The sequence below is a fragment of the Pantoea sp. GM01 genome (genome assembly GCF_000282675.1).
Taxonomy (GTDB): domain Bacteria; phylum Pseudomonadota; class Gammaproteobacteria; order Enterobacterales; family Enterobacteriaceae; genus Pantoea; species Pantoea nemavictus.
The window spans coordinates 18314-42348 of sequence record NZ_AKIU01000053.1; the positions used below are offsets into that span (position 1 = coordinate 18314).

The 24035-nt window shown below is 56.2% G+C and carries 22 protein-coding genes; 14 read left to right on the forward strand and 8 right to left on the reverse strand.

Features of this window, described 5'->3' with window-relative positions; all coding sequences use genetic code 11:
* Positions 1-78: 78 nt before the first annotated feature.
* The 8 genes from PMI17_RS15535 to PMI17_RS15570 form a co-directional block, all read right to left on the reverse strand.
* Entirely contained in the window at positions 79-984 is a 906-nt protein-coding gene (locus tag PMI17_RS15535) for an ABC transporter substrate-binding protein (protein WP_009128455.1), read from the reverse strand.
* The gene (locus PMI17_RS15540; RefSeq protein WP_009128457.1) at positions 984-1781 is read right to left on the reverse strand and encodes an amino acid ABC transporter ATP-binding protein; all 798 of its coding nucleotides are present in this window, start codon (positions 1779-1781) and stop codon (positions 984-986) included. The genes PMI17_RS15535 and PMI17_RS15540 overlap by 1 nt, the downstream gene beginning before the upstream one ends.
* Entirely contained in the window at positions 1765-2688 is a 924-nt protein-coding gene (locus PMI17_RS15545) for an amino acid ABC transporter permease (protein ID WP_009128459.1), read from the reverse strand. The genes PMI17_RS15540 and PMI17_RS15545 overlap by 17 nt, the downstream gene beginning before the upstream one ends.
* 9 nt (positions 2689-2697) lie before the next feature.
* The gene (locus tag PMI17_RS15550) at positions 2698-3210 is read right to left on the reverse strand and encodes a GNAT family N-acetyltransferase (RefSeq protein WP_009128461.1); all 513 of its coding nucleotides are present in this window, start codon (positions 3208-3210) and stop codon (positions 2698-2700) included.
* Between the two features lie 9 nt (positions 3211-3219).
* Positions 3220-4152 carry an ABC transporter substrate-binding protein gene (locus PMI17_RS15555; protein ID WP_009128463.1) on the reverse strand — a complete coding sequence of 311 codons (933 nt, stop codon included), beginning with the start codon at positions 4150-4152 and terminating at the stop codon, positions 3220-3222.
* Between the two features lie 16 nt (positions 4153-4168).
* Complete coding sequence (locus PMI17_RS15560; protein WP_009128464.1) at positions 4169-5482, reverse strand: LLM class flavin-dependent oxidoreductase; 1314 nt, start codon at positions 5480-5482, stop codon at positions 4169-4171.
* A gap of 82 nt (positions 5483-5564) precedes the next feature.
* Positions 5565-6722, reverse strand: coding sequence for an amidohydrolase (locus PMI17_RS15565; protein WP_009128466.1), 1158 nt, complete (start codon positions 6720-6722; stop codon positions 5565-5567).
* Positions 6723-6744: 22 nt separating this feature from the next.
* Positions 6745-7740, reverse strand: coding sequence for an MsnO8 family LLM class oxidoreductase (locus tag PMI17_RS15570; RefSeq protein ID WP_009128467.1), 996 nt, complete (start codon positions 7738-7740; stop codon positions 6745-6747).
* 368 nt (positions 7741-8108) lie between these two features.
* On the opposite strand from PMI17_RS15570, the gene PMI17_RS15575 reads away from it, so the two are divergent.
* From PMI17_RS15575 to eptA, 14 genes are all read left to right on the forward strand, one after another.
* Positions 8109-9086, forward strand: coding sequence for a TRAP transporter substrate-binding protein (locus PMI17_RS15575; protein WP_009128469.1), 978 nt, complete (start codon positions 8109-8111; stop codon positions 9084-9086).
* A gap of 48 nt (positions 9087-9134) precedes the next feature.
* Positions 9135-9641: a TRAP transporter small permease gene (locus PMI17_RS15580; protein WP_009128472.1), complete on the forward strand. Its 507-nt coding sequence runs from the start codon at positions 9135-9137 to the stop codon at positions 9639-9641.
* Positions 9642-9653: 12 nt separating this feature from the next.
* Positions 9654-10940, forward strand: a complete 1287-nt coding sequence (locus tag PMI17_RS15585) for a TRAP transporter large permease (RefSeq protein ID WP_009128473.1) — start codon at positions 9654-9656, stop codon at positions 10938-10940.
* A gap of 282 nt (positions 10941-11222) precedes the next feature.
* Positions 11223-12845, forward strand: coding sequence for a TIGR04028 family ABC transporter substrate-binding protein (locus PMI17_RS15590; protein ID WP_009128476.1), 1623 nt, complete (start codon positions 11223-11225; stop codon positions 12843-12845).
* A gap of 12 nt (positions 12846-12857) precedes the next feature.
* Entirely contained in the window at positions 12858-13802 is a 945-nt protein-coding gene (locus PMI17_RS15595; protein WP_036621453.1) for an ABC transporter permease, read from the forward strand.
* Positions 13799-14656 (forward strand): ABC transporter permease, encoded by an 858-nt coding sequence (locus PMI17_RS15600; protein ID WP_009128481.1) that lies wholly within the window; start codon positions 13799-13801, stop codon positions 14654-14656. The genes PMI17_RS15595 and PMI17_RS15600 overlap by 4 nt, the downstream gene beginning before the upstream one ends.
* On the forward strand, positions 14653-16263 hold the full coding sequence (locus PMI17_RS15605; RefSeq protein WP_009128483.1) for an ABC transporter ATP-binding protein: 1611 nt from the start codon (positions 14653-14655) through the stop codon (positions 16261-16263). Before PMI17_RS15600 ends, PMI17_RS15605 begins: the two co-directional genes overlap by 4 nt.
* Positions 16260-17249, forward strand: a complete 990-nt coding sequence (locus PMI17_RS15610; RefSeq protein WP_009128485.1) for a putative FMN-dependent luciferase-like monooxygenase — start codon at positions 16260-16262, stop codon at positions 17247-17249. The genes PMI17_RS15605 and PMI17_RS15610 overlap by 4 nt, the downstream gene beginning before the upstream one ends.
* Positions 17250-17509: 260 nt before the next feature.
* Positions 17510-18613: an alkylhydroperoxidase domain protein gene (locus tag PMI17_RS15615; protein WP_009128487.1), complete on the forward strand. Its 1104-nt coding sequence runs from the start codon at positions 17510-17512 to the stop codon at positions 18611-18613.
* Positions 18614-18615: 2 nt separating this feature from the next.
* Positions 18616-19767, forward strand: a complete 1152-nt coding sequence (locus PMI17_RS15620; RefSeq protein ID WP_009128489.1) for an amidohydrolase — start codon at positions 18616-18618, stop codon at positions 19765-19767.
* 23 nt (positions 19768-19790) lie between these two features.
* Positions 19791-20639, forward strand: coding sequence for a VOC family protein (locus PMI17_RS15625; protein WP_009128491.1), 849 nt, complete (start codon positions 19791-19793; stop codon positions 20637-20639).
* A 181-nt stretch (positions 20640-20820) separates the two neighbouring features.
* On the forward strand, positions 20821-21384 hold the full coding sequence (locus PMI17_RS15630) for a GNAT family N-acetyltransferase (protein ID WP_009128494.1): 564 nt from the start codon (positions 20821-20823) through the stop codon (positions 21382-21384).
* Between the two features lie 160 nt (positions 21385-21544).
* On the forward strand, positions 21545-21820 hold the full coding sequence (locus PMI17_RS15635) for a hypothetical protein (RefSeq protein WP_009128496.1): 276 nt from the start codon (positions 21545-21547) through the stop codon (positions 21818-21820).
* A 445-nt stretch (positions 21821-22265) separates the two neighbouring features.
* Complete coding sequence (gene eptA, locus PMI17_RS15640; protein WP_009128500.1) at positions 22266-23909, forward strand: phosphoethanolamine transferase EptA; 1644 nt, start codon at positions 22266-22268, stop codon at positions 23907-23909.
* The last annotated feature ends 126 nt before the right edge of the window (positions 23910-24035 follow it).

The window sequence follows — 24035 nt, forward strand, 5'->3', positions numbered from 1 at the left end:
AGCCATCTAAATAAAACAAAAAAGCCCACGACTTTTACATCGTGAGCTTTCTCACAAAATCAGGCCAATTAAAAACAATTACTGATAAACAATGCCCGGTGGATTAACCTGAGATGTTTCAACCGCCTCCTCCTGTTCACCCCAGCGCGCCAGCACCTGTTGGTACTCGCCGCTGGCGATAGCGCCGTTAATCGCCTGCTGCAGCGCCACGTCCAGGCCATTCCCTTTCTTCGTCGTTACCGCCACCCATGCGCGGAACGGGCCGTGGCCGACGATTTTGGTTTGTCCGCGTGAAGCAACCTTCCATGCCGCCAGCGCCTGCGGGCCAAACGACGCATCCGCGCGTCCGGAAAGCAGCGCCAGCGTCGCCGCCGCATCATCATTGAGATAAATCGGTTGCACCGGCGCTAAGCCCTGCGCACGGTTCTTCTCATCCCAGCCGAGCAGAATACGATCCTGATTGGTACCGGAACCGACGATGATGCGTTTACCCGCCACATCCTCGCGCCCTTTGATTGCGGTAATCGCGCTGTTAATTTTCACCGCAAACGCATGGTTATCCGCGCGATAGGTGGCGAAATCGAACTTCTTCTTGCGCTCCTCGGTCACCGCAATATTGAACATGGCCACGTCATAGCGTCCGGCAGTTATGCCCAGCGGCCAATCTTCCCACGCCGCCGGCACCAGTTTCAATTTAAGGCCCAGACTATCCGCCAGCAGGCGCGCCATATCCGGATCGCTGCCAATTAGCGTCTTATTATCCGACGCCCACAACCCAATCGGCGGTGAATTCATCGCGGTAGTCGCTACCGTTAAATAGCCTGGATTGACGAAATGAAAACCGGCCGGAATTTTGGCAATCGCCTGCGGATTGGCGGCAATATTGATCGGCGTTTCGTTATTTTTGGCATCCAGCGTTTCTGCCGCGATAGCCGGAGAGGCCAACATCGCGCTCAGTAGCGCTGTAATAATTACACGTTGCATTAAAGTACCCGCGCCAGAAAACGTTTAGTGCGCTCATGGCGCGGCTGATTCAGCACCTGATGGCTGCTGCCCTGCTCAACAATGCGGCCGTCAACCATAAACACCACGTTATCGGCCACTTCACGTGCAAAGCCAACTTCATGCGTCACAATCACCAGCGTGGTACCGGAACGCGCCAGCTTTTTAATCACGTCCAGTACTTCGCCCACCAGCTCGGGATCGAGTGCCGATGTCGGTTCGTCAAACAGCATCACGCGTGGATTGAGCATTAGCGCCCGCGCAATGGCGATACGCTGCTGCTGACCGCCGGAGAGATGACGCGGCCAGGCATCGGCTTTGTGGCGCAACCCCACCACATCCAGCAGATCGCCCGCGCGATCGATAGCTTCACGCCGCGACAGCTGACGATGCGCAATCGGCGCTTCAATCAGGTTCTCCAGCACCGTCAGATGCGGGAACAAGTTGAAGTTCTGGAACACGTAGCCGACGTTGATGCGCTGACGCAGAATCGCCTTTTCCTTCAGCTCATAAAGCTTGTCGCCGCGCCGCTGATAGCCAATATAGTCGCCATCAATCTGGATATACCCTTCATCGACGCGCTCCAAATGGTTAATGGTGCGCAGCAGCGTCGATTTACCCGAACCGGATGGACCGAGGATTACTGTGACCGATCCCGGTTCCAGTTCCAGGGACACGTCATCCAGCGCTTTTAGCTTGCCGAACGATTTGCTCACGCCGGTAATGCTAATTGCGCCAGCGGTATGCAGATTCTTGCGGTAATCAATGGCTTCGGACATGGGAGAGCTCCTCGGTTGCAGGTTTGGCGCTGCGGTTACGCCATTGACGCCAGCGCGACGGCTGTGGTTCACGCGTGACGCTGCGTGCCAGCCAGCGCTCAACGCTGTGCTGCAGCAGTGACAACACGGTGGTGATAATCAGATACCAGGCGGCACCGACCATCAGCAGCGGAATCACCTGCTGGGTACGGTTGTAGATCATCTGGATGGTGTAAAACAGCTCCGGCATCGCCAGCACGTACACCATTGAGGTGCCTTTGGCGAGGCTGATAATTTCGTTAAACGTAGTAGGAATGATCGCGCGTAGCGCCTGCGGCAGAATGATGCGGAAAGTACGCCGCGTTGAGGACAAACCGAGCGCCGATGCCGCTTCAAACTGACCGTGGTCGACACCCAAAAAGCCGCCGCGAATGATCTCGGCGCTGTAGGCGCTCTGCACCAACGTCAACCCAATCACCGCTGCCGGGAACTGGCCGAGCACGTTTATGGTCTGGAAATGGCCCCACGACAGCGCGGTAAACGGAATGCCGAGCGACAGCGTGTCGTACAGATAGGAGAAATTGTACAGGATGATTAGCACCACAATCAGCGGCAGCGAGCGGAACAGCCAGATATAGCCGAACGCCAGCGTGCTCAGCAGCCACGATGACGAAAGCCGCGCCAGCGCCAGCAGGCCGCCGAAGATCAGGCTGAGAAGAGTGCCAAACAGCGTTAGCAGCAGGGTTTGCCCTAAACCGCTAAGGATCACCGGATCAAAAAACCATTTGGCGAACACGCCCCATTCCCAGCGCGGGTTAAAGGCAACGGAATCGATCACGCTGGCCAGAATAAACAGCGCGACAATCGCGCCGACGGTACGTGCCGGATATCGCGCCGGCACCACGGTTAATCGTTGTTGATCGTTCATTGTTACTCCTTAGCTGGCCTGCGCCACGCTATGCACATCAATCACTTTCAGGAAGCGCAAGCGTCCATCGTGTGGCGGGCGGCTGTAGATCTCCATATCCTCCAGCAGCTCAAACTGTGGCTGATAACCATGGCCGATATACAGCTTCACCGCTTCCGGCTGGCGGAAGCCGGTGGTGAGAAACACGCGCTGGTAACCCGCACGCAACGCACGCCGCTCCAGTTCCTGCAGGATCAGCAGCGCCAAACCCTGACGACGCAGATCGCTGCGCGTCCAGATGCGCTTGAACTCGGCGGTCACCGCGTCATACGGTTTGTAAGCCCCCATGGCGATAATCTCGCCGTCGCGCTCCAGCACAATAAATAGCCCGCGCGGCGGCAAATACCATTCGGTCAGCTCAACCTCTTTTTGGCTGGTAAAGAATTCGCCGTAGCGCGCCGTATATTCGCCAAACAGTCCAGTCAAAATCGGCTGCAGCTCCGGCGCTTCCGGTGACACTTCGCGGAAAAATTGCTCGCTCATGCGGCCTCCTTAGTCGCCCAAGCCGGCTGGATTGATTTCGGAACTGTCGATGCGCTCGACGCCTTCCCCCCAGCGCTTCAGCACCTTGTCGTAATCACCGTTCTTGATCACGCCATTCAGCGCGGTGTTGATCGGCTGCACCAGGCCGCCATCTTTCTTCACCGTCACCGCGATGTGTGCCGCTTTCGGCCAGCCACCATCGACGCTGCCCACCAAACGCGTCTGTTTAGTCAACGCCGCTTTCCACGCGCCAATCACGTTGGGGCCAAAAAAGGCATCCGCGCGACCCGACTGCAGCGCCAGGGTTTGTGCCGCATCGTCTTTGGTATACACCGGCGTAAACGGCTTCAACCCTTTGGCCTGATTCTCTTTATCCCAGGCCAACAGGATCGACTCCTGATTGGTACCGGAGCCAACGATAATGCGCAGTCCGGCGATATCTTCTGCTTTGGTGATCGCCTTAATCGGGCTGGTGGATTTAACGTAAAAACCGAGTGAATCTTTGCGGTAGGTGGCGAAATCGAAGCGCTCTTTACGCTCTTTGGTGACGGTCACGTTACTGATCGCCGCATCGTATTTACCCGATGCCACGCCAAGCGGCCAGTCTTCCCACGAGGTTGGCACCACGTTAAGTTTCAAACCCAGGCTATCGGCGACTAAGCGGGCGATATCCACTTCGCTGCCGAGCAGGGTTTTGTTGTCATCACTGAACACCGTCAGCGGCGGTGAGTTGAGCGCGGCGACGGCCACAGTGAATGAACCTGGCACCGCGAAGCGATGTCCGGCCGGAATCTGCGCCACAGCGGCGTCATTCTTCGCGGTATTGATCGGCGTTTTGTTGGCTTCCACACTGACATTCTGACCGTTAACCGCCACATCCTCGGCAAATACGGCGCTGCTCATGCCCAGCAACAGCAGCGCGATAAGGGATTTTTTCTGCATAGCGTTTTCTCGACTCTTATTGTTGTGTGAATTGGTTAAGCGGATCTTTTAGGCCAAAGCTGGCACGCAGCGTGGTGCCAGGATATTCGGTACGGGTTAAGCCGCGCGCTTGCAGAATCGGTACCACGCGATCGACAAAGCGTTCGAAGGTATCGGGCGTGCCGCCCTGAATGATGAAGCCATCGGTCGCTTCGCTCTCAAACCACAGCTGCAAACCGTCAGCCACCTGTTCTGGCGTGCCGTGGAACAATGGACGCGGCGTCGCAGCCTCCAACGCCGCCTGACGCAGCGTATGACCGTGCTCGCGCGCCTTGCGTTTGATTTCGTCGGTGGTGCTGCGGAAGCTGTTCTGACCGATAGCGCCGAGTTCCGGGAACGGTTCATCCAGCGGATATTGCGAGAAGTCGTGATGATCGAAGAAGCGACCGAGATAGTTGAGCGCATCCTTGATGGAAACCAGCGCCGCGGTGGTTTGATACTGCTGCTCCACATCTTCCGCGCTGTCGCCCACAATCACGCCGACGCCCTGGAAAATGTGCAAATCGCCTGGCTCACGGCCGTTCGCCACCAGCTGCTTTTTCACATCGCGGTAGAACTCCTGCGCTTCTTCACGCGTCGGCTGATGGGTAAAAATGGCATCGGCATGGCGCGCCGCCAGCTTTCTGCCATCTTCAGACGCGCCCGCCTGAAACACCACTGGACGGCCTTGCGGCGTGCGTTCGATGTTCAGCGGCCCCTGCACCTGGAAGAAATCGCCGTGGTGATTCAAGGTGTGCAGTTTGCTGGCATCAAAGAACTGACCGCTCTCTTTATTGCGCACGAAAGCATCGTGTTCCCACGAATCCCACAGCCCTTTCACCACTTGCAGATACTCATCGGCAATGCGATAGCGCAGCGCGTGTTCCGGATGCTGCTGACGCGAGAAGTTCTTCGCCGATCCCTCCAGCGGCGAGGTCACCACGTTCCAGCCGGCGCGACCGCAGCTCAGATGATCGAGGCTGGCAAACTGACGCGCCACGGTGAAGGGTTCGCTATAGGACGTGGACACGGTGCCGACCAAACCGAGATGCTCGGTGACGCCCGCCAGTGCCGACAGCAACGTTAGCGGTTCAAAGCGATTAAGAAAATGCGGGATCGATTTCTCGTTAATAAACAGACCATCGGCGACAAACAGGAAATCCAGCTTGCCCGCTTCCGCCTTACGCGCGATGTGTTTGGCATAGTCAAAATTGATACTGGCATCGGCCAGCGCCGCCGGATGACGCCACGCGGACATATTGCCAGATGCGCCATGCAGGATGGTGCCCAATCGCAGTTGTCTTGCAGTCATAATGTTCTCTCTTTTGCCAAGGCGCAGCCTGACGGCGACAGAGCGTCGCCGTGCAGAACAGGTATTAAATGAGTGAATCGAGTTAGTTCAGGATGGCGTCACGACATCGCGCATTGAGGTGCTGCAATGCTTGCTGAGCCAGTTGCGTAAAGTAGTGTGCAGCGGGGGCAATCAGCGCTTCATCAGGGTTGAAGCCGCCATGATGCAGACCAAACTCGCTGGCGCTGCCAATGCTGACAAACGCGCCGGGGATGTGCTGTAAGTAGAATGCGAAATCTTCACCGCCAAGATGTAGCTCGGCGGTTTGCACGCGGTAACCGGCTTGCTGCGCCACGTGGCTGGCAAACTGCGCCCAGCGCGCATCGTTCTCCAGCACCGGAGGACCAGGATGCCAGCTAAAGGTAGCGCTGGCAGCGTTGGCTGCCGCGATGTTCTCCACCAGGGTGCGTGCGCGCTGCTCCAGCTCGGCGCGCACCTGCTTGACATGGGTGCGTACCGTGCCGCCAAATTCAGCCTCACCGGGCAGCACGTTCCAGGTTTTGCCGGCGTCGATGCGCGTGACGCTCAGCACTAAGCTATCCAGCGTATTGAAGCTACGGCTGGTGAGCGATTGCAGCGCCTGAATGATCTGGCTGGCGACCACAATGCTATCGACGCCCTCTTCCGGGTGCGCCGCATGCGCGCCTTTACCGCCCACGCGTACGATAAATTTATCCGCATTGGCATAAAACGCGCCGCCGCGCGTGGCAAAGGTGCCGGTCGGTAAACCGGGTTCATTGTGCATACCGAAAATCGCCTGCACGCCGTCGAGCACCCCGGCATTAATCAGCTGGCGTGCACCGGTAGCGTTCTCTTCCGCCGGTTGGAACAGAATACGGATGCGGCCTGGCAACTGATCTTCAATCGCTTTCAGTTGTAATGCCGCACCCAGCATTACGGCGCTGTGCACATCGTGACCGCAGGCGTGCATCACACCGCTATTGCGCGAGCGGTAAGCGAGTCCGGTGGCTTCGTGAATAGGTAACGCATCGATATCGGCACGCAGCGCAATCAGCGTGTCGCCGCGTCCTACTTCTACCACTACGCCGGTTTCCAGCGGGTAGTCCAGCAGACGCAAACCGGCGTCCTGTAACCAGCGGCGCAGGCGCGCAGTGGTTTCGACTTCGCGACCGGATAACTCCGGCCAGCTGTGCAGCTCGCGCCGCCAGTCGATCAGCTGATGTTCGCTAAATTGCGTCATACCTGCCTCCGGAATCGGCGAATCATGCCGTCACTAAACGGTGCGTGGCCAACAGTTCGAGTGATTTCACGCGCGCCTGCTCTTCAGCCACCGGCGTATCAATCACGAACTCTTCAATGCCGAAATTCTGATGCAGCGCATCCAGCTTGGCATGCACCTGCGCGGCAGTGCCTTTCAGCAACGATGGCGTGCGCGGTTCAATCACGTAATCGCTGTAGCCGCCCTGACGCACATAGCGTTCCGCCTGCTCAACGCTGCCGACGTTGACGCTTGGGCCATCTTTTACGCTGACGTGATAGACGCGCAGCGTATCCACCAGCAGATCGGCTTCCGCCGGAGAATCCGCCACGACCACCTGCACCGCCACCAGCGCACGCTGGCCGTTGCTGTGCTGACGATAGCTGTTGAGGACTTTCTCCATCAGCTGTGGATCGCCGTTGTGATGCGCAGCGAATACCAGCTGCCAGCCGAGTTCAGCCGCCAGTTTGGCGCTCTCTTCACTGGCACCCAGCAGGAAACGATTCGCCGGACGCGGCGGCTGCGGCGTGGCGCGCAAAATCTCTTCATCGCCTACCGGCGGCACCTGCAGCCAGCTATCCAGCAGCGTCAGCTGCTCCGCGAAGCTGCCTTTCTCCTGCAGATGGACACCGAGTTGCAGCGCCCGCGTGGAGAGCGGCAAGCCGCCCGGCGCTTTACCAACACCGATGTCGATGCGGCCCGGCGCCAGCGATGCCAGTAAGTTGAAGTTTTCCGCCACCTTGTAAGGGCTGTAGTGCTGCAGCATCACGCCACCGGAGCCAACGCGAATATGTTGTGTCTGGCCAATGATCCAGGCGATCAGCAGTTCCGGCGAAGGGCTCGCCAGACGATCGGTATTGTGATGCTCCGCCAACCAGAAGCGGTGATAGCCCCAGGCTTCCGCCTGTTGCGCCAGCTGTAAAGTGCGATGTAGCGCGTGACTGGCGGTCTCTCCATCGGCAATCGGCGATTTATCCAGCAAACTCAGTCGGTATGACATGCGCCTTATCCTTATCAACGTGAATATGGCGAGTAGTTTGGTGTGGTAATCACTGATTCGTAAAACATCATATTGTCGTATCTATATTTACTTTATGCATATCAGATAGATAGGCTAAGGCAATCTCGTTAAATCCCTTTTAAAACACACAATTAAGAAAACCGAATAGGGATTGTTATGGCGACATTTTGAAAATGTGACATTCCGTATAAAATTATTAAAACATCGTTTCAAAACGTGACGTAATTCATTCAATCGCAATTGCCTTGTTTTTCCACGAAACATTTTCTCTATGCTGGCACCACGCGGCTCCCTTCGGAAAATCACAGCGCCGCACCTCTGCCTCATCCTTTGCTGGAGAAAAAAGAATGACGTTTAAAAAATTACTGCTGGTAGTTTCGTTATCCTCCGCTGCAGCATTTTGCCCAGCCGTGGTGTCAGCGAAAGTCATCAAAGTGGCGGAAGTCCAACCCGCAGGCTATCCCACCGTCGTGGCGCTTGAGCACATGGGCGAGAAGCTAAAAAAAGCCACTGACGGGCGCTTAGAAATGAAAGTTTATGCTGGCGGCGTGTTGGGCGATGAAGATCAAACACTGCAACAGGTGCAACTCGGGGCTATTGATATGATTCGCGTGTCGTTGGCACCGGTCACCAGCATCGCGCCGGAAACCAGCGTATTAACCTTGCCGTATGTTTTTCGCGATGAGGACCATATGCACAAGGTGCTGGATGGTGATATCGGGAAAAATATCGTCGAGAAATTCGATAACGACCCGAACGCCCGCATGATTTTCCTCGGCTGGACTGATGCCGGCGTGCGTAACATGATCACCAAAAAACCCATCGCCAAACCCGAAGATTTGAAAGGCATGAAAATCCGCGTACAAAACAGTGCCATCTCACTGGCAACGTTAAAAGCGATGGGCGCGAATCCGGTAGCGATGGGCGTGAGTGAAGTGTTTAGCGCCATGCAAACGGGTGTTGTTGATGGCACCGAAAACAATCCCCCGACATTTGTCGCCCACAATTACATGCCCGTCACTAAGTACTACACCCTAACCGGTCACTTCATTCAGCCCGAAATGATCCTCTACTCCAAACCCTTATGGAATCGTCTATCCGCTGAGGATCAGGCCCTGCTGAAGAAATTAGGCAAAGAGGCGCAGGATGAAGAACGCCAGTTATGGGCCACCTACACGCAACAATCCGTTGAAAAGATGAAAGCGGGTGGCGTGACCTTCCAGCAAACCGATCGCGAAGCCTTCGTCAAGGCGACGCAGCCAGTGCGCGATCAATTTGGTGGCAAATATCAGGATCTGATGACACAGATTGCTGATGTGAAGTAATCCTCTCCACGCCACGTCTCTGCGTGGCGTTTTACTCAGGTAAACACGATGACTGCATATTCTCGTCTGATGGATGGGCTTTATTTACTGTGCATGGCGATTGCCGCCGTTGCGTTGTTGATCATGGTGACAGTAATTCCCATCGGGATTTTTTCTCGCTATGTGTTAAATGATGCGCTTTCCTGGCCTGAACCGGTCGCCATTATTTGCATGATCATCTTTACCTTTATTGGCGCGCCGGTGGGATTCCGCGCGGGTACGCATATCTGCGTGTCAATGATGACTGACCGACTCTCACCAGCCAATCAGCGCTGGCTGTTAAAACTGTCAGATCTGCTGATGATCGTCACCTGTGTGGTGATTTTCCGTGCCAGTTACAACCTGTGCGAAGCGATGTGGGTACAAACGCTGGCTTCTTTACCCATGGTGACTTACGGAGAAATGTATCTGCCCATCCCGATCGGCGCGGTATTTACGCTGTTGTTTGTCGCTGAGCGATTAATTAATGGCGATCAAAGCCAGCGCGCAATCGTCACTCTTGGTGGCACCCATTAAGCGGAGCAAAAAATGGACGCACTCATTTTAATTGGCAGTCTGGTGGTATTGCTGTTGCTCGGTTTCCCGGTCGCGTTTGCCGTAGGATTAAGCGCATTTATCGGCGCGTGGTGGATCGACTTGCCGTGGGAAGCCGTCGTGATTCAGATTACCAACGGTATTAACAAATTTTCACTGCTGACCATTCCCTTCTTTATTCTGGCTGGCGCCATTATGGCGGAAGGCGGCATTGCCCGCAGGTTGGTTAATTTCGCCTATATATTTGTCGGATTCATTCGTGGTGGATTGTCACTGGTGAATATTGTCGCCTCAACCTTCTTTGGCGCCATTTCGGGCTCGTCGGTTGCCGATACCGCCTCAATTGGTTCGGTCATGATTCCCCAGATGGAGGAGAAAGGCTATCCGCGTGATTTCGCTGCAGCAGTAACCGCTAGCGGCTCGGTGCAAGCGGTTTTAACTCCGCCCAGTCACAACTCGGTGATTTATTCACTCGCCACCGGCGGTATCGTCACTATCTCTTCGCTGTTTGTCGCCGGCATCATTCCAGGTCTGTTACTCGGTTTGTGCTTAATGATCATGTGCCTGATCTTTGCGCGTAAACGGGGTTATCCCAAAGGCGAGCGCATCCCTTATAAGCAAGCGTTGAAAATCTTCTTCGATGCATTTTGGGGACTGTTCACCATATTTATTATTCTCGGCGGGATACTCTCGGGCGTTTTCACTGCCTCTGAGTCGGCAGCAATAGCCTGTATTTGGGCGTTCTTCGTGACGATGTTTATCTACCGCGATTTCAAATGGACTCAGTTGCATATTTTGGTATTCCGCACCATCAAAACGGTGACCATCGTGATGGTGCTGATTGCCTTCGCCGCCGGTTTTGGTGCGGTAATGACCTTTATGCAATTACCCACCATTATTACCGAGGCCTTTACCCAATTTTCCAGTAACAAGTATGTGATTTTGATGTGCATCAACCTGCTGTTACTGGTAGTGGGAACACTGATGGACATGGCACCGCTCATCCTTATTCTGACGCCGGTATTATTGCCCGTGGCGACTGCACTGGGCGTTGATCCGGTACATTTCGGCATGATCATGCTGACCAACCTTGGCATTGGTTTAATCACCCCGCCGGTCGGCACGGTATTATTTGTGGCCAGCGCGGTGAGTAAGCAGAAAATTGAGCAAGTGGTCACGGCCATGCTGCCGTTCTATGGTGTGTTATTTATTGTGCTGATGCTGATCACCTATATCCCGGCATTATCGCTGTGGCTGCCGCGATTAATGGGGGTGATGTAACAACGCTCATTTATAAGGAGTGAGCAGGTTATTTAATATTCACACATTGTGTAGCGGCGCGATTTATCGCGCAATAAATTGCGCCGCTACAATACACGGGATAAGCAATATCGTTGTTCATATCAACAAAGATGTTAAGAAGCGCCACGACATCCGTTCACCTTCTCCAATCCTATTTATTTTTTTCGGCAAAGCTTAGTGCAATTCATTGGTTCAACTCCCGGATGCGGCATTTGATGATGCAATCAGACCGCTCAAGCTTTGATAAAAAAGGGAAACACCATGACTAAGCATTTTCACTTGCAGGCGCTCAGTTTAGCCCTGCTCTCAGGGATTTTTAGCGCCCACGCGGCGGACACGCCGGTCAAAGGCGGTACGCTGGTTTATCTTGAACAACAGGCGCACACCAACCTTTATCCACCCGCTGGCGGCTTTTATCCGAATGGCGGTATTCTGAATCAAATAACCGATAAGCTGACGTGGCAGAATCCAAAAACTTTACAGGTTGAGCCGTGGATTGCCGAAAGCTGGAGCAGCAACGCCGATAAAACCGAATACACCTTTAAAATTCGTCCCGGCGTGACTTTCTCTGATGGCACGCCATTAGATGCTAATGCGGTGGCAAAAAACTTTGATACTTACGGGCTGGGAAATAAAGCCCAGCGCCTGCCGGTTTCCGAAGTGATTAATAATTACGATCGCAGTGAGGTTATTGATGCGCAGACGGTGAAATTCTATTTCAAAAAACCGTCCCCCGGTTTTTTGCAGGGCACCGCAACCATTGGATCAGGCCTGGTTTCCCTCAGCACCCTGCAGCGTAGCTTCGATCAGCTAGGCGATGCGCGCCATATCATTGGCTCCGGCCCGTTTGTGGTCAGCGATGAAAAACTTGGGCGCGAAGTCGATTTAACCGCGCGCAAAGATTACCAGTGGGGCCCGAAAAACAGCGCCCAGCAAGGTCCTGCCAATCTCGACGGCATCAAGTTTATCGTCACGCCGGAAGACAGCGTGCGCATCGGCGCATTGCTGGCCGGTCAGGCCGACTTTATTCGTCAGGTGCAAGCCTATGACGAGAAGCAGGCGCAGCAGCAAAACTTCCCGATTTATGCCGCACCCACGCGCGGCGTCAACGACAGCATCAGCTTCCGCCCGGATAACCCGCTGGTCAGCGAGGTGAAAGTGCGTCAGGCGCTGCTGCACGCCACTAACGCGCAGCAGGTGGTGCAAACCCTGTTCTCGCCGAACTATCCGCAGGCCACCTCGGTGATCGCCACTTCGGCAGCCGGTTACGTCAACCTCGCCGACAAGCTGAAATACGATCCTGCGCTTTCGAAAAAACTGCTGGATGAAGCGGGCTGGAAACCGGGCAGCGACGGCATTCGTGAGAAGGATGGCAAGAAGCTGGCGTTAACCATTTATGAGTCATTGCCGCAGCCGCAGAACAAAGAAGTGCTGCAGCTGGTGGCGCAGCAGTGGCGTCAGGTTGGCGTGGCGCTGGCGGTAAAAGCCGGTGATGCCGGCAGCCGCGTGCTGGATAACCTCGATCCGCTGAAAACTCCGCTGGTGGTTTCCGAAGTGGGCCGCGCCGATCCCGACGTGGTGAAAAGCCAGTTCTATCCGACTAACCGCGATGCGCTGCTGCAGAAAGGCGGCTCCAGCGACAAGGTGCAGAACTTTCGCGACGACAAGCTCAACACGCTATTGCTGAGCATCTCGTCGGAGGTCGATCCGGCTAAGCGCCTGGCGGTAACCGGCGATGCGCAGCGTTATCTGCTCGATCAGGCATATGTGATTCCCATCTTCGAAGAACCGCAGGTCTTTGCCGGCGCGCCGTGGTTGAAAGGCGTGAATTTTGAAGCCGTGGGTCGCCCGTCGTTCTACGGCGCGTGGCTGGAAAAACACTAAGGCAGGTCAATGATGCAACGTTCACTGCTGCGAAGAGTGGGTCAAAGCGTTTTGGTGCTGTGGGCCGCGTTTACCCTGTCGTTCTTTCTGCTGCAGGTGCTGCCCGGCGATGCGGTGCTGATCAAGTTTCAGAACCCGGATCTGGGCCTCAGCCCGGATCAAATCGCCGAAATGCGACTGGCTTACGGCGCGGATAATCCGCTCTGGCAGCAGTACGTGCACACGCTGCTGGCGATGCTGCGCGGCGATTTTGGTTACTCGGTGCAGGCAGGCGTGCCGGTCAGCGAACAGCTGGTCAGCAACCTGCCCGCCACGCTGCAACTGGCGCTGCTCGGTTTTGCGCTCGCCACGCTGATTGCCTTTGCATTGGCGGCGCTGTCGCGTTTGCCGGGGCTGCGCTTCCTGCGTTCCGTGCTGCAATCGGTGCCCGCGCTGTTTATCTCGCTGCCCACCTTTTGGCTCGGCATCGCGCTGATTCAGCTGTTCTCCTTCCAGCTGCGCTGGATTCCGGTAATCAACCCTTCAGCGCTACAAGGTTTGATCCTGCCGGTGATTACCGTGGCGATTCCGATCTCCGCGCCGCTGGCGCAGATTCTGTTACGCAGTATCGATCAGGTTTCCACCCAGCCGTTTGTGGCGGTGGCACGCGCCAAAGGCGCCAGTGAAAGCCACGTATTGTGGCATCACGTGATGCGCAATGCGCTGCTGCCGGTACTCAACGTCGCCGGCTTACTGCTCGGCGAACTGATTGCCGGTGCGCTGATTACCGAAACCGTATTTGGTTTGAGCGGCATCGGACAGCTGACGCAGCAGGCGGTGAATAATCAGGACGTCGCGGTGTTACAAGCGGTGGTGATGATCTCTGCGCTGGCCTTTGTGCTGATTAACCTGTTGGTCGATGCGCTGATGCCGCTGTTCGATCCGCGTCTGCAATCCATTGCCGGAGGCCACCGATGAGCCTGGTCGATTACTCAACTGCGCGTCAGAGCAACGGCAAGGCCCGGGCGTCGCGCGCGCTACAAATCCAGCCGGGCTTGTGGCTGGCGTGGGGCGTGATGCTGCTGGCACTGCTGGCGGCCTTTGCGCCCAGTTTGTTTACCCATTTCAGCCCAACCGAAGGCGTGCCCGGCGCGCAGCGTCTGCCGCCGCAGGCCGCTTACTGGCTCGGTACCGATCAGCTGGGCCGCGATCTCTATGCGCGCATTATTTATGGTTCGTCACAGTCGCTGTCGGCCGCCGTCGCCGCCGTCGCGATGGGCCTGATTGGCGGCACCACGCTCGGCGTGCTGGCGGGCGCGATAGGCGGACGCAGCGAGAATTGGCTGATGCGCGTAGTCGATGTGCTGCTGTCGATTCCGTCGCTGCTGCTGTCACTGAGCATTCTGATCCTGCTCGGCTTCGGCACTGTGCACGCCGCACTGGCGGTGGGCATCGCGTCGATTGCCAGCTTTGCCCGCCTGGCGCGCGGTGAAGTGGTGCGCGTGCGCCGCAGTGAATTCGTCGAAGCCGCTTACGGCAGCGGCGGCAGTTTCTGGCGCGTGCTGTGGCGCCATATTTTGCCCAACTCGCTCACGGCGGTGATCGCCTTCGCCGCCCTGCAGTTTGGTCAGGCGATTCTGGCGTTATCAACGCTCAGTTTTCTCGGCTACGGCACGCCGCCGCCAACGCCAGAATGGGGTTTGCTGATCGCCGAAGGCCGCAACTATCTGGCCACCGCCTGGTGGCTCACTACCTTCCCCGGCATCGTGGTGGTCGCCGTCGTGCTGGCCGCCAATCGCATCAGCCGTCAACTGGCCGGAGGTGACGCATGAGCGCGCTATTAGCCATTGAGAATTTAACCCTGAGCTATCGCCAGCGCGGCGAGTGGCGCGCGGTGGTACACGACGTCAGTTTCGAATTACAGCCCGGTGAAATGGTGGCACTGGTGGGAGAATCCGGTTCCGGTAAAACCACCACCGCGCAGGCGATCATGGGTTTGATGGCGGAAAACGGCCGCCGTGATAGCGGCAAGATTGTGCTGAACGGCACCGATATCGCCGGTTGGTCTTCAAAACGGCTCGATAGCCTGCGCGGCGTCAGCATCAGCTTAGTGCCACAGGATCCGGGCAACTCGCTCAATCCGGTGAAAACCATCGGCGATCAGGTGGGTGAAATGCTGCAGCTGCACCTGAAAATCAGCAAACCCGAGCGCCAGCAGCGCGTGCTGGAGCTGTTGCAAAAAGTGGGTTTGAGCCATCCGGAGCAACGCCTGAAGCAGTATCCGCATCAACTCTCTGGCGGTATGAAACAGCGGGTGCTGATTGCTATCGCCCTCGCCCTGCGCCCACAAATCATCATCGCCGATGAACCGACCAGCGCGCTGGATGTGACGGTGCAAAAGCGCATCCTTGATCTGCTGGACGTGCTGCGCCGCGAATCCGGCACCGCGGTGCTGTTTGTCACGCACGATTTAGCGCTGGCGGCAGAACGCGCCGATCGTTTGCTGGTGTTCCGTCACGGCGAAGTGCAAGAGCAAGGTCCGGCGGCGCAGGTGATCAACGCGCCGCAGCATCCCTACACGCGACAGCTGCTGCAGGATGCCGATCCCGTTGAAGCCGCGCTGGCCGTTCCTGCCCGTGCCAACTTCTCATCACCGACGATTCAGCTCTCCGGCATCAACAAACAGTTCTCTCTCGGTCGCCAGCAGCAGCTGCAGGTGGCCAAAGAGGTATGCGTCACCGTGGCGCGCGGCACCACGCACGCGCTGGTCGGCGAATCCGGTTCCGGCAAAACCACGCTGGCGCGCATTCTGCTGGGATTTGAGCAGGCCGATAGCGGACGCGTAGTGATCGACGGCATCGATGCCACCGCGTTGCGCGGTGAAGCCCAGCGCCAGCTGCGCCGCAAAATTCAGTTCGTTTATCAGAATCCATTTGCTTCGCTCGATCCGCGCCAAACGCTGTTCGCCATTATTGAAGAGCCGCTGCTTAACTTTGAAAAACTCAGCCGCGAAGCGCGTCGTCAGCGCGTCGAAGCGGTGGCGCAACGCGTCGCCTTGCCGCTCGAGTTATTGACGCGCAAACCGCGCGAGTTGTCCGGCGGCCAGCGGCAGCGTGTGGCGATTGCCCGTGCCCTGATTCTGCAGCCGGCGATTCTGGTGCTGGACGAAGCCACCTCAGCGCTGGATGTCACGGTGCAGGCGCAGATTCTGCAATTACTGCAGCAACTGCAACACGAACTCGGCCTCACCTACCTGTTTATCACCCACGATCTCGCCACCGTGCGCCGCATTGCGCACAGCGTCACCGTGCTGCGCGCCGGTGAAGTGGTGGAGCAAGGTGACACCGTCACGCTATTTTCTGCGCCTCAGCATGCCTATACCCGCGCGCTGATTGACGCGATTCCCGCTTTCCGTCCGCTGATTAAGGAGTCTGCATGACGCGTAAACGCATTGGCTTTTTCACCCGCCTGCTGGATGACACCAGCGCGCAACAGCGCTATCGCCTGGCCACCGAACAGATTCAGCACGCCGAGCGTACCGGTTTTGACAGTGCGTGGATCGCTCAGCACCACTTTCATGAAAAAGAGGGCGGCTTGCCGTCGCCGCTGCTGTTCCTGGCACACGTTGCCGCGCATACCCGCACCATTCGCCTCGGCACCGGCATCATCACGCTGGCGATGGAGAACGCGCTGCGCGTGGCTGAAGATGCTGCAGTACTGGATTTGCTGAGTAACGGGCGGCTGGAGGTCGGTTTAGGATCGGGCGGCACCGCCACGTCGTTTCTGCCGTTCGGCATCACCATCGATCAACGCGCCAGCGTGTTTGCCGATCATCTGCATCAGCTGCTTAGCGCATGGCGCGGCGATACGCTGGGACATCCGGATAATCATCTCTATCCCGCCGCGCCGACATTAGCGCAGCGCGTGTGGATCGCCACCTTCTCGGTAGAGGGTGCGGCACGCGCGGGCCAGGCGGGCCACGGTTTGATGCTGTCGCGCACCCAGCCGCGCCCGGCGGGTCAACCTGATTTAACGCTCGATCAGATGCAGAACCCGATGATCGACGCCTATCTGGCGGCGTTACCGCCAGGCATCGCACCGCGCATTCTGGCGTCGCGCACCGCTTTTGTCGCTGACTCCAATGACTACGCGCGCCGTCTTGCCGAGCCCGGTTTACAGCGCCAGGCCGCTCATTTCCGCGAGTCAGGACATGTTGTTGGCCATACGCTTGATGAGCAGGCGCGTCAGCTGGACGCACACTTTGGTGATGCCGACCGGGTGCGGCAATCGCTGCTGGCCGATAGCGTGTTGCAACGCGTCACCGATATCAGCTTCCAGGTGCACTCCATCGATCCACCGCACGCCGACATTTTGCGTTCCATAGAGTTAATTGCCGACCACATCGCGCCCGCGCTGCGTGGCTAAGTCGGTGCGGTCACCATAAAGGTACAAACCGAGCTGATGGGTAACATTAGAAGGTGCTTGCTGTCCCCCATCCCGGCCTTCCCCCGCAAGCGGGGGAAGGAGACGCTGCCATATGCAGCTCCCAACTCACATATAGCAGCATCTTCCTCCCCCATTTATGGGGGAGGACCGAGGTGGGGGACAGCCAGCACCGACCGAGGAGGGGACAGCCAGCACGGTACTAAATGGCGACCCTACTAATGCTTTAACTGGAGAATTGTATGTCCCAACCGTTTGATTTACTTAATGCGCTGGCCGATATCGATCCCGCTTCCGAACTGGCGCAAGCCCGTGCTGAACGCGCCGCCGCCACGCAGCATACGCAAGGCAGCTACGAGGTGCTGTTTACGCAAGATGATGAGGATTTACCGTTAGCCGAACGCTTTGCGCTCGCCGCACAGGTCGCGGCCTGGCACGGGGTAACCGCGCTGCAGGCGCATTATCAGCAGCAGGCGCAATCGCCAGCGCAAAACTTACGCTTTGACGCCGGTTTAGCGTTTGCTGAACTGCTCAGTCTGCATCCGGTGGAGGCCGCGCCGCAGCACATCGAGACGCTGCAACATGCCGGCTGGTCGCCGCGCGGTATCGTCACGCTGGCGCAGCTGATTGCGTTTGTCAGCTTCCAGAGTCGTTTGCTGCTCGGTTTGCGTTTACTCAGCGGCGAAGAGACGGCTGCGCAGCCGCATGCGGTGGCCGGAAAGTGGCACGATGCGCCGTTAACCCTGAGCGGCAAAACCGCCCTCACCGCCTTTACCCAGCAGGAACTCGGCTGGGAGCCGTGGCTGGCGGCTAAACCGCTCAATGAATTTAGCGCTGACGAGCAGGCCACGCTGGCGAAATTCGGCCACAGCGATTCCGATTACTTCCGTCTGTTGGGACGCAACCAGCCGCTGCTGGAGCAGCGCACGCTCACCGATAAAGGCATCTTCTATACCGCGGGTGGACTTTCGCGCGCGGAACGCGAACTCGCCGCCACGGTGGTAAGCAAGGTTAACGGCTGCATTTACTGCGCCTCGGTCCACGCGCGCAAAGCCAGCCAGCTGTCGAAAGATGAACCGGCGGTACAGAAGTTGCTGAATGTTGCGCCGGGTGCCGAATTGTCGCACGGACAATCGGCGCGCTGGGCGGCACAGATCGATCTGGTGGCGACCTTATCGATCACCCCCGCTGCCACCAGCCTGAAGCAGCTGCAAGCGCTGCGCGATCAGGGATTCAGCACGCTGGAATTGCTGGATCTGATTCAATCCGCCGCCTTCTTTGCCTGGGCGAACCGCCTGATGCTGACGCTTGGCGAACCTTTCTTACCTGCACAAACCCAAGGATGACCATGACCGATCTTTCCCCTCAACAGCTTGTGCGCTGGCGACGCGAGCTGCATCAGCATCCCGAACTGTCGGATCAGGAATTTGCCACCACCGAGCGGCTAACGCGCTGGCTGCAACAACTCAACGTTAAGCTGCTGCCGCTGGCGCTGAAAACCGGGGTGGTCGCTGAAATTGGTCACGGCGAACCGCTGATCGCGCTGCGGGCCGATATCGATGCCCTGCCAATCGATGAGCAAACCGACCAACCGTGGCGCTCGCAGCAGCCGGGCGTGATGCACGCCTGCGGCCACGATCTGCACAGCAGCGTAATGCTCGGCGTGGCACAGCAGCTAAAACGCATCGAAGCCCAATTGCCTGGCCGCGTGCGCATTCTGTTCCAGCCCGCGGAAGAGATTTTCACCGGCGCGAAACAGCTGCTGGCGGCAGGCGCACTTAACGATGTGCAGGCGATTTTTGGCCTGCATAACGCGCCGGATCTGCCCACCGGCACGCTGCGCACGCGCGGTGGCGCTTATTACGCCAACGTCGATCGTTTCCAAATCAATATCACCGGTAAAGGTGCGCACGCCGCGCGACCGCATGAAGGTATCGATAGCATTGTGATTGGCAGCCACATCGTCACCGCGCTGCAAACGCTGCCGAGCCGCGTGTTCAGCTCGCTGGAATCGGTGGTGGTTAGCGTAACGCGCTTCACGGCCGGCAATAGCTGGAATGTGTTGCCGCAAACGGTGGAGCTGGAAGGTACGGTGCGCACCCACAACGCTGAGATACGGGCACAAATCCCGCAGAAAATGACGGCGCTGATTAACGGTATTGCCGCCGGATTTGGCGCGCAGGTTGAGCTGGTGTGGCAGGAAGGTCCGCCATCGCTGGTCAACACGCCAGAATGGGCCGATTTCGCGCTGGATTTGGCTGCCGATCAGGGCTATGAAACGCAAGTCGGCACGCCGCAAATGGGCGGCGAAGACTTTGCCTTTTACCTGCAGCAGCTGCCAGGCGCTTTCGTCAGCATTGGCAGCGCCAGTGAGTTTGGCCTGCATCACGCCGGTTTCGATCCGGATGAAGCGATGCTGGAACCAGCGGTGCATTACTTCACCGAGCTGGCGCAGCGCGCGCTGCTGACGCTGCGCCAACAACAGGCGCTGGCATCGTGACCCTAAGAGCAAGGAGAAAAGCGATGGCGATTCCTGTACCGGTTCCCCGTCTCGACCATGTGGTAATCAATGTTGCCGACCAGCTAGACGACGCCAGCGCGCTGTTTCGTCGCCTGGGTTTTCAGCTTACCGAGCGCGGCCACCATTCGCTCGGTTCCAGCAATCACCTGGCGATCTTCGGTGATAACTATCTGGAGTTATTAGGTTTTGAAGCCGGGCGCGGCAATCTGCGCCAGGATTTGTGGCAGTCGCCGATTGGCCTGAGCGGTTTGGTGTGGAAAACCGAGGATGCCGATGCGGTGTGGCGCTATCTGGAGAGCCAGGATATCGACGGCGATCAACCGGCGAGCTTTTTCCGTCCGGTGACCTTGCCGGATGGCAGCGAGCAGGAAGCGCGTTTCCGCACGGTGCGGCTGCGTCCGTCGCTGGTTGCCAATGGCCGCAGCTTCTTTTGCCAGCACGACACGCCAGATTCGGTGTGGCAGGACGCGTGGCGCATCCATCCCAATGGCGTAAGCGATATCGTTGAGTTTGCGGTGGTTGCACAGGATCCCGCCGCCGCCGCACAGCCTTACAGCCGTTTGTTTGGCGCCGATAAGCTCACTGCCTGTCAGGAGGGCGCGTTTGTGTTGAAAGCGGGCGTGGCGACGGTGCGCTTTGCCGCCGCGGAGTACGTCACCCAGCGCTTTGCCAGTTTACCGCTCGATTACGACGGCAGCGCGCGCATGGCCGGATTAACCTTGCGCACTACCGATTTGCGCAAGGTAAAAGCAAGCCTGCTGCTTTGCGACGTACCGTTCCGCGAAGAGGAGTCCGCGATTATTGTCGGTGCCGAACAGGCGTTTGGCGTGGCGTTAAGGTTTCAGCAGTAAAGATCAGCGCAATTTATTGCACCGCTACAGAATGATTGCACATATTTGTAGCGGCGCGATTTATCGCGTGTATTAGTCGCGACTCCGTGCCCATCCAGATATTGCGCAATAAATTGCGCCGCTACGTTACGTGCGTTCTAAAATACCTTCATCCTCCTTGTCGGATTTATGCAGGTGAACATTGACCAGCCGATTGCATCTCGAAACCACCAGACTCACCTGCGCGCAGCTCGAGGAAGCCGACTGGGCTTTCTACCGAGAGCTACAGCTTGCGCCACAGGTCATGCACTACGTCGCGGACCAAAAATCCGAAGAAAAAATTCTCGCAGATTTTTCAGCAAGATTGCCGCTTTGGTCGCCCCAGAGCGAACATTGGCTGTGCCTGATAGTTCGTGAAAAACAGTCGGGCAATCGCATCGGCGTCAGCGGCTATATTCACCGCAATAGCGACTGCGCCGAGGTCGGCTTTCTGTTCGCGCCCGAAGCGCAAGGCAAAGGCTATGCGTATGAGTCTCTAATCGCGCTGTGTGACTATGCGTTTAAGGACGGCGGCATCCGGCGGCTTACTGCAACCGCTACCGCAGGCAATACGCCCTCACGTCGACTGCTGGAAAAAGTTGGCTTCGTATTGGAGGGGGAACTGCGGGAAAGCTACTGGCTGAGAAATACGTGGCATAACGACTGGCTGTTTGGACTGCTGCGCGGGGAGTACTCAACATCCCTCTCCCTTAAAACGCATGTATGAGGCGTGGCATTCACCTTTCAGCAGTGACTTCCAAGCCTGAAGGTTGTGTACTTCATGTAATTACAAAATAAAACCAAGATTTTTCTTAACTCCATTTCTTATCCTCTAAAGTTTAACCATAACAGGACGAAAATCCTTAAAGGTATTTGGAGGATGTCATATGTTAAAAATCCTGGTTGTATTGTCAGGCCTTGTGATGCTGCAAACGGCGATGGCCGAGGGTGGAACGATTAACTTCAGCGGTGCCATTGTTGAACCCGCCTGCACCACGTCCACGCTGCTACAACGTACGTCAGTTACTTGTAATCGCGAAGGTATTAACAAAGTGCGTACGATCGCATTCAATAGACAAACACAAACGTTGCCTTATCAACTGGGCACCGTAATTGTCAAAACAGTAAATAATTTTAAAATCATCGAAGTGACGTACAAATAAGCAGCGCCTTTAAGGCCACATGCTTATTTGTACGTCAAAGATGATGGTGCCGCCCTGTCGGGTTGGGCTGCGCTTTTGCCAGCTCAATGACCGATTTTTCGTTATGCATTTCTTGACGGCGATGAGGGTCGATAAACTGTCGCTGCCGATCACTATCGCTCTTAAAGGGATTTATTCGCCTCACGCTAAGGATCGCTTAATCTTCAGCACTGAAAATAGCCTCAACTAAAGAGGAAATTTTCCATGAAATCGATGATGTCCCGCCCGTTTAGCGAATATCTGGCAGTTGCTGTCAGCGCATTTGCCGTAGTGAGTTTTGTTACCGTCTGGTTCTCCTGGTAGCACGCCCGTCTGTTAAGTCGAGCATCAATGCTTTGCCTTAATTAAGGTTCACTTAACCTTGGTTTATTAAGCTCTCGCCTTCTCTACCTATTCGGATAAACCCATGACGTTTTCGCTGCCTAAAAGACCGACGGTAAGTCGGCTGACTTTTATTACGCTGTTTTCGATCTATATTGCGCTGTTTCTGAACATCGCCTTTTACCGTCAGGTTATTGATGCCATGCCGCTCGATAATTTGCGCACGATGTGGGTGTTCGTCTCTATGCCGCTAGTGGCATTCAGCGTTATCAATATTATTGCAACGCTTGCCTCATTGATCTGGCTCGACCGCATTGTTCTGGCGTTATTCGTATTGATGGCGGCTTCCGCTCAATATTTTATCTGGAGCTTCGGCATTGTTATCGACCGCTCGATGATCGTGAATATTCTCGATACCACCGCTTCTGAATCCTTTGCGTTATTATCACCAAAACTGATTATTACGTTGGGCAGCAGCGGCTTATTGGTTGCCGTGCTGGCTTTTTGGCTGCGCATTAATAATGGCACCCCCTTGTGGAAAAGTTATGCTAAACGCGCCGCGTCGATGGTGGTATCGATTATTTGTATTTGCTTAGTGGCCATGTTTTTCTATAAAGATTACGCCTCGCTATTTCGTAATCAAAAAGAGCTGATTAAATCACTCAGTCCGTCGAACGCCATTGTGGCGTCGATCTCTTGGTATAACCACAGCCGCACCGCCAATTTGCCGCTGGTGAAGATTGGCTTAGATGCAAAGCAACAACCCGCAATGTTGATTGGGCCCAAGAAAAATCTCACCATTTTGGTGGTGGGTGAAACCACGCGCGCGGTGAATTTTCAGCTAAATGGTTATGCGCGGGAAACCACGCCGTTACTGGCTAAGGACGCGGTTTCCTATTTTCCCAATACGCAGTCCTGCGGCACCGCCACGGCGGTTTCGTTGCCGTGCATGTTCTCCAATATGCCGCGCAGCCATTATGACGATCAGCTTGCCGATCATCAGGAAGGCTTGCTCGATATTATCCAGCGTGCCGGTGTGCAGGTGCTGTGGAATGATAACGACGGTGGCTGTAAAGGCGCCTGCGATCGCGTCCCACATCAGGATATGACCAGCCTGAACCTGCCGAATATGTGCCATGACGGTGAGTGTTATGACGAGGTGTTATTCCACGGTATTGAGGACTATATTAAACATCTCAAAGGCAATGGCGTGATCGTATTGCACACTATTGGCAGCCACGGACCGACGTATTTCAATCGTTATCCGCCACAGTTTAGAAAATTCACTCCGACCTGCGATACCAATCAAATTCAGGATTGTTCGCAACAGCAGCTGGTTAATACTTACGACAATACCATTTTGTATATCGATTATATTGTCGACAAAGCAATTAAGGTGCTTAAAGCGCATCAGGATGAATATACCACCAGCCTGATCTACCTCTCCGACCACGGGGAGTCGTTAGGCGAAAATGGCGCCTATTTGCACGGTATGCCGTATGCCATTGCGCCGGATGTGCAGAAACATGTGCCGATGCTGATGTGGCTGTCGCCAGACTATCAACAGCGCTATGGCGTCAGCAAAGCCTGTGTTGACCAGCAAGCGGCGCACCAAAGCTTTTCACAAGATAACCTGTTCTCCACCCTGCTGGGATTGACGGGAGTACAGACCAGTGAATATCAGGCTAAGGACGATATTCTCAGCACGTGCCGGAGCAGACTGAGTTAAAGCAGTCCAATACCGCACATGCCGTAGCGGCGCGATTTATCGCGCAATAAATTGCGCCGCTTGTATCTTGAATGTGTTGCTGGTTAGCTACCAGCAACATGAAGCGGAGGCAGCTTTTTGCGCCGC